At 69.7% G+C, this 6,157-nt stretch carries 4 protein-coding genes, 3 tRNA genes and 2 pseudogenes; 4 read left to right on the forward strand and 5 right to left on the reverse strand.

Features of this window, described 5'->3' with window-relative positions:
- Window positions 1-222, reverse strand: a pseudogene (locus G6022_RS16700) (ABC transporter substrate-binding protein); the annotation flags it as partial.
- A gap of 78 nt (window positions 223-300) precedes the next feature.
- Window positions 301-373, reverse strand: a tRNA-Glu gene (locus G6022_RS11075).
- A gap of 112 nt (window positions 374-485) precedes the next feature.
- On the opposite strand from G6022_RS11075, the gene G6022_RS11080 reads away from it, so the two are divergent.
- The 3 genes from G6022_RS11080 to G6022_RS11090 all read left to right on the forward strand — a co-directional run bounded on the left by G6022_RS11080 (window position 486) and on the right by G6022_RS11090 (window position 3,876).
- Window positions 486-1,208, forward strand: coding sequence for a TetR family transcriptional regulator (locus G6022_RS11080; RefSeq protein ID WP_182639757.1), 723 nt, complete (start codon window positions 486-488; stop codon window positions 1,206-1,208).
- The gene (locus G6022_RS11085) at window positions 1,205-2,800 is read left to right on the forward strand and encodes an MDR family MFS transporter (protein WP_187701084.1); all 1,596 of its coding nucleotides are present in this window, start codon (window positions 1,205-1,207) and stop codon (window positions 2,798-2,800) included. The genes G6022_RS11080 and G6022_RS11085 overlap by 4 nt, the downstream gene beginning before the upstream one ends.
- Before the next feature lie 131 nt (window positions 2,801-2,931).
- Window positions 2,932-3,876 carry a hotdog domain-containing protein gene (locus G6022_RS11090; protein ID WP_179525507.1) on the forward strand — a complete coding sequence of 315 codons (945 nt, stop codon included), beginning with the start codon at window positions 2,932-2,934 and terminating at the stop codon, window positions 3,874-3,876.
- A 140-nt stretch (window positions 3,877-4,016) separates the two neighbouring features.
- Here the strand turns inward: G6022_RS11090 and G6022_RS11095 are convergent.
- The 3 genes from G6022_RS11095 to gltX all read right to left on the reverse strand — a co-directional run bounded on the left by G6022_RS11095 (window position 4,017) and on the right by gltX (window position 5,779).
- Window positions 4,017-4,089 (reverse strand) — tRNA-Glu (locus G6022_RS11095).
- Between the two features lie 53 nt (window positions 4,090-4,142).
- Window positions 4,143-4,214, reverse strand: a tRNA-Gln gene (locus G6022_RS11100).
- Between the two features lie 80 nt (window positions 4,215-4,294).
- Window positions 4,295-5,779: a glutamate--tRNA ligase gene (gene gltX, locus G6022_RS11105; protein WP_182609687.1), complete on the reverse strand. Its 1,485-nt coding sequence runs from the start codon at window positions 5,777-5,779 to the stop codon at window positions 4,295-4,297.
- 123 nt (window positions 5,780-5,902) lie between these two features.
- Between gltX and G6022_RS11110 the strand changes: the two are divergent.
- Window positions 5,903-6,157: pseudogene (locus tag G6022_RS11110) on the forward strand (isochorismate synthase); the annotation flags it as partial.

Consider the following 6,157-nt stretch of genomic DNA (forward strand, 5'->3'; position numbering starts at 1 on the left):
CAGGGCCAGCACGACGTCCAGGTCAGCGGAGGACAGGGGCATCACACGTCGGACCGGTGGGTCATCGGTCGGGGTACGGACGGGACTCGGTGGGGCCATCGGGTCGCCCGTCGTGGTGGTCGGGCCCGTCGTCGTCTCCCCCACCGCCCCGCACGCGGACAGAGTCGCCAGCCCGGCACCGGCGCCGAGCGCCAGTCGGAGGACATCGCGACGAGAGTGCACGGAGGAATGGTCTCACGTCCTCAAATGCGCGATGTCCCGGCTCCTCGCTCACGCGAGTAACCGGGACATGTCACTGAGTACCCCCGATGGGATTCGAACCCACGCTACCGCCGTGAGAGGGCGGCGTCCTAGGCCGCTAGACGACGGGGGCCTGGTACGCCTCGACTCTAGCGACCCGACCGGCGCTCCACAAAATCGGCGGGCCGATCGCCGTTCACCCGGTGTAAATATGCACTCAGTCTACTTTTCTGTAGACTCCCCTGGTGACCTCACCGCCGGAACCGGACTCCCTCCGCGAGCGCAAACGCCGCGCCACGATGCTCGCCATCGAGGACGCCGCGACCTCCCTAGTACTCGAGCACGGGTACGACTGTGTGACGGTGGACCAGATCTGCGCCGCCGCCCAGGTCTCCAAGCGCACGTTCTTCAACTACGTGCCCTCGAAGGAGGCCGCCGTCATCGGTTCGCCGCCCCGGGACGTCCCGCTCGCGGTCCGCCGCGAATTCCTCGACGCTGCCGACCCGGACGTCCCCGGGGCGCTCCTGAGGCTGTTCCTCGCGGCGTTCGCGGCCGCGCGGATCGCGGACGACGCCCAGACCGCGACCCTGGCCCACCGTCGAGCGGAGATCTTCCGGGCCGACCCGGACCTCGGGGTGGCCCGGGTGACCGCGTCATCCCGTTTCCAGCTCCGTCTGGTGGACCTGGTGACCGAACACTTCGAGCGGCACCCGGCCCTGCGCCGCCTCGACGGGGTCGCGGCCAGGGCGGAGGCACGTGCCTACGTGGCTCTCGTGGCCGCCTCGGCCAACCTCGGGCTGTCCACCTGGTTGACACGGGAGGCCGCGACGTTCGCCGACCTCGACGCCGAATGTGCCCTCGCCCTCCGGCAGCTCGCACTTCTCGTCACCGCGCCCTCCGACGCCACGCCGGCCGGGACCACACCGGCCGGGACCACCTCCCCTGAGACCTCGGGAAGCACGTCATGAGCGACACCAGCACGAACGACACCAGCACGATCGCCACGGACGATCGCAGACCCACCGGACCGGCTCCGGCATCCCACAACGTGCCGCTGGTCTTCACCTCCCTGCTGCTGGGGATGCTCATCGTGTCCCTGGGCCAGATGATCTTCGCGACCGCGTTGCCCACGATCGTGGCGGACCTCGGCGGGGTCGACAAGATGAGCTGGGTCATCACCGTCTATCTCCTGACCATGACCATCGGGCTCCCCGTGTACGGCAAGCTCGGGGACCAGATCGGCCGAAAGCCGCTCTTCGTCGCCGCCATCCTGCTGTTCCTCGGCGGCTCCGTACTCGGGGCCCTCTCGTGGAGCATCGACATCCTGATCGTCTCGCGCGCGATCCAGGGCCTGGGAGGTGGCGGCCTGATGGTGCTGTCGCAGGCGATCGTCGCCGACGTCGTCCCCGCCCGGCAGAGGGGCCGGTACATGGGGGTCATGGGGGCCGTCTTCGGACTGTCGTCGATCCTCGGTCCGCTCCTGGGCGGATTCTTCACCGAGGGCCCGGGCTGGCGCTGGGCGCTGTGGTTCAACCTGCCGATCTGCCTGCTCACCCTCGTGGTGGCGGTCCTCTACCTGAAGCTGCCCACCCGCGGCACGGGCCGCAGCACGGACTGGCCGGGCACCGTCCTCATGGTCACGGCCACCACGGCGCTCATCCTCGTCTGCTCGTGGGCCGGTAACCGCTACACGTGGACCGACCCCGTGATCCTCGGCCTCGCGGCGCTGTTCCTGATCTGCGCCGCGGCGTTCGTCCTCGTCGAGTTGCGATCGCCGCACCCACTGATCCCCATGACGCTGTTCGCGGAACGCAACTTCGCGCTCTCCACGGCCGCCGGGCTCATCATCGGCGTGGCGATGTTCGGGACCATCACCTACCTGCCCACCTACATCCAGATGGTCCACGGGCTCGGGCCCACCGACGCCGGACTGATGATGACCCCGATGATGGCGGGGATGATGGGAACCTCCATCGTCGTGGGCAACATCGTGAGCCGTACCGGCCGCTACAAGTGGTACCCCGTGGTCGGGACGGTCATCATGTCCGTGGGTCTGTGGCTCATCAGCTCCCTCGAGGCCGCCGACACCCTCCTGCACCTCGGAGCGGTCCTGTTCGTGTTCGGCTTCGGCCTGGGCCTGTGCATGCAGTTGCTCGTCCTGATCGTCCAGAACTCGTTCCCCGTCTCGATGGTCGGGACCGCCACCGCGTCCAACAACTTCTTCCGCCAGATCGGCGGGACGCTGGGATCGGCGATCGTGGGGTCGCTCTTCGTCAGCCGCCTGGCAGATCTCATGGGCGACCGGATCCCGGCCGCGGCGTCCGCGATGGGGCCGGAGGGGGCCGAGGTGGCCGCGTCGTTCGCCGAGGGCTCCGGCGCGGCGAACTCGATGAGCCCGGAGATCCTCGCCGGCCTCCCGGGGCCCCTGCACGACGCGATCGTGGGGTCCTACAACGACGCCCTGGTGCCGATCTTCCTCGTCGTGGTCCCCCTGCTGCTCATCGCCACGGTGCTGCTGCTGTTCATCCGGGAGGACCCCCTCAAGGAAACGGTCGACTGACCCCCGCGGCGGATCGAACCCGCCGACCGGGTGGCGTGCTCACCGCGCCGCCGGACCGGGGTGAGCACACCGACACGCGATCCACACCCGCGGCAACCGCCCCGTTACGCGACGGCGATAGCTTGCCCAGCGTGAACACTCCCCGAGAGACCGTCCTGCGTTTCCTCGCCGCACCCACCGACGTCGGCACCGGGAACCAGGTGCACACCGGCCGCATCCTCGAGTGGATCGACAAGGCCGCGTACGCCCAGGCCGCGGTGTGGTCCGGCGGGTACGCCGTCACCGCCTACGTGGGCAACGTCCGCTTCTCGCGGCCGATCGAGGCCGGTGAACTCGTCGAGGTGTCGGCGCGACTCGTCCACACGGGATCGACCTCGATGCACATCCAGTGCGACGTCCGGGCCTGCGACCCCGTGACCCTCGACTTCCGCCACTGCGCGGAGTGCCTGGTCGTCTTCATCGCCGTCCGCGAGGGGAGACCCACCCCGGTGCCGTCCTGGCGGCCCGCCTCCCGGTTGGAGGTCCACGAGTCCGACGAGGCGGTGATGCGCATCGCCCTGCGGAAGGACATCGAGGACGCCATGGCCGTCCAGAGCTATACCGACGCGGGAACCGCACCCCGATCGGCCCTGCGGTTCCTCGCGGCCCCCGGTGACGTGAACTGGGGCGGCAACGTGCACGGGGGGCGCATCATGTCGTGGATCGACGACGCCGCGAACCTGTGCGCGACCCATTGGTCGGGCACCCCGTGCACCTCCGTGTACGCCGGCGGGGTGCGCTTCTACCACCCGGTGAAGATCGGCCACGTCGTCGAGGTGGAGGCCCGGCTCCTGCACACCGGTCACGAGACGATGCACGTGTCCGTCCACGTCCGGTCCGGTGAACCCACGTCACCCGAACGGGTGCTGACGACCCATTGCCTGGCCGTGTGCGCGGCTCTGGGCCCGGATCTCCGCCCCACCCCGGTCCCCCACTGGACCCCGCTGACCGCGGAGGACCGTGATCTCGACGAACACGCGCGGCACCTCATCCGGCTCCGAGGACGGGGGCGGGTCGACGTGACGACCGCCGGTTGACCGGACCCGTCCGTCCGTTCTCCCCCGATCGGAAGAAGGACGGCGCCGGGATGTACCGGGGTGGAGAGGACCGGGGTGGAGAGGACCGGGCCGAGAACGAGAAAACGCCCGGAGCATGATGCTCCGGGCGTTCTCGTGTGTACCCCCGATGGGATTCGAACCCACGCTACCGCCGTGAGAGGGCGGCGTCCTAGGCCGCTAGACGACGGGGGCTCAGGACGCGGCTCCGCGAGGAACCGCTGCAGTGAGCGCTACAACGCGCTCAGCTGGCCTACCAGGACTCGAACCTAGAACGACGGTACCAGAAACCGCTGTGTTGCCAATTACACCATAGGCCACTGTATTCACTTGTCCGCCCCGTGCGGGGCGACCTCGAAGAGACTATCAAAGCACCGAGGGTGAATAGCAAATCGCCAGGTCATTCAGCGATGGGCGCGGCCTGCAGGCGGGCCAGTGTGACCTCGCGACCCAGCAGTTCCAGCGACTCGAACAGCGGCGGGGAGATGTGCGATCCGGTCACCGCGACCCGCACCGGACCGTAGGCCTTACGCGGCTTGAGCCCGAGCTCGTCGACCAGCGCACCGGAGAGCGCGGCCTCGATCGCGGGGGTGGACCACTCCGGCACCGACTCCAGTGCGGCCGCCGCCGCGTCCACCACCTCGCGCGCATCGGCCTTGAGGTTCTTGGCGGCGGACCCGGGGTCGACGACGAACTCCGACTCGTCCACCACCAGGAAGCGGATCAGGTCCCACGCGTCGGACAGCACGACGATGCGGGTCTGCACCAGATCCGCGAGCACCGCCCAACGATCACCGTCCAGCTCCGCGGGCAGCGTGAGTCCGTCCTCGGACGGGTGTGCCTCGAGGAAGTCCCGCAGCCGTCGCGCGAACTCCTCCGGCGGGAGCCGCCGGATGTGCTCGGCGTTGATCGCGTCCGCCTTCTTCTGGTCGAAGCGCGCGGGGTTGGCATTGACCTGGCGCACGTCGAAGGCCTCCACCATCTCCCGGAGGGAGAACACGTCGCGGTCGTCCGACAGTCCCCAGCCCAGCAGCGCCAGGTAGTTGAGCAGCCCCTCGGGCAGCATGCCGCGGTCGCGGTGCAGGAACAGATCCGACTCGGGGTCCCGCTTGGACAGCTTCTTGTTGCCGTCCCCCATCACGAACGGCAGATGCCCGAACTCGGGCACACGGTCTGCGACCCCGATCCGGGTGAGCGCACGGTAGAGCGCGATCTGCCTGGGGGTCGAGCTGAGCAGGTCCTCGCCGCGCAGGACGTGGGTGATCTGCATGAGCGCATCGTCCACCGGGTTGACCAGGGTGTACAGCGGGATCCCGTTGCCCCGGGTGAGCGCGAAGTCCGGAACGGTGCCGGCCTTGAACACGGTCTCCCCGCGGACGAGGTCGTCCCACCCGAGGTCCTCGTCCGGCATCCGCAGCCGGATCACGGCGCCACGGCCCTCGTCCCGGTAGGCCTGCTTCTGCTCCTCCGTCAGGTCGCGGTCGAAGCCGTCGTACCCCAGTTTGGGGTCGCGCCCGGCCGCCCGGTGGCGCGCCTCGACCTCGTCGGCGGTCGAGAAGGACTCGTAGGCCTCACCGGCGTCGACGAGCCTGCGCACCACATCGAGGTGCTGGTCGCGTCGTTCGGACTGGCGGTAGGGGGCGTACGGACCGCCCACCTCCGGACCCTCGTCCCAGTCCAGCCCGAGCCACCGGAGCGCGTCGAGCAGGGCCTGGTAGGACTCCTCCGAGTCGCGTGCGGCGTCGGTGTCCTCGATGCGGAAGACGAAGGTCCCGCCCGTGTGCCGGGCGTGAGCCCAGTTGAACAGCGCCGTCCGGACGAGCCCCACATGAGGAGTACCGGTGGGCGACGGGCAGAAACGGACACGGACGTCTGGGGCTGTCATGCGCACCATCCTAGTGACGGTCCCGGCTCGCACCCCCGCGCAGGACCGGCCTAGGATCGGCGGGTACCCGTGGCCCGCCACTCGCGCGCGATCCACGCACATCGGAGTCGAGGGAGGCGAGCCGTGGCGTCAGGGCCCCACCCCGACGCCGCCAGGCCTGTCACCGCCCCGGATTTCCTCCTGTCGCGCCACACCGGATCGCTGCGGACCCAGGGCTCCCTCCGCGTCTTCCCCGACCCCGCCGACGCGGCGCTGGCCCTCCGGTCCGGACGCTGCGGGCTGGTGGTGGGCGCCATCGGGTTCGAGCCGGACGCCCCGGCAGCACTGGTCGAGCCCGACTTCGTGGTCCGGACCGACGGCCCACTCGAGCCGCCCGCC

The organism is Dietzia sp. Cai40 (assembly GCF_014145165.1).
Classification (GTDB): domain Bacteria; phylum Actinomycetota; class Actinomycetes; order Mycobacteriales; family Mycobacteriaceae; genus Dietzia; species Dietzia natronolimnaea.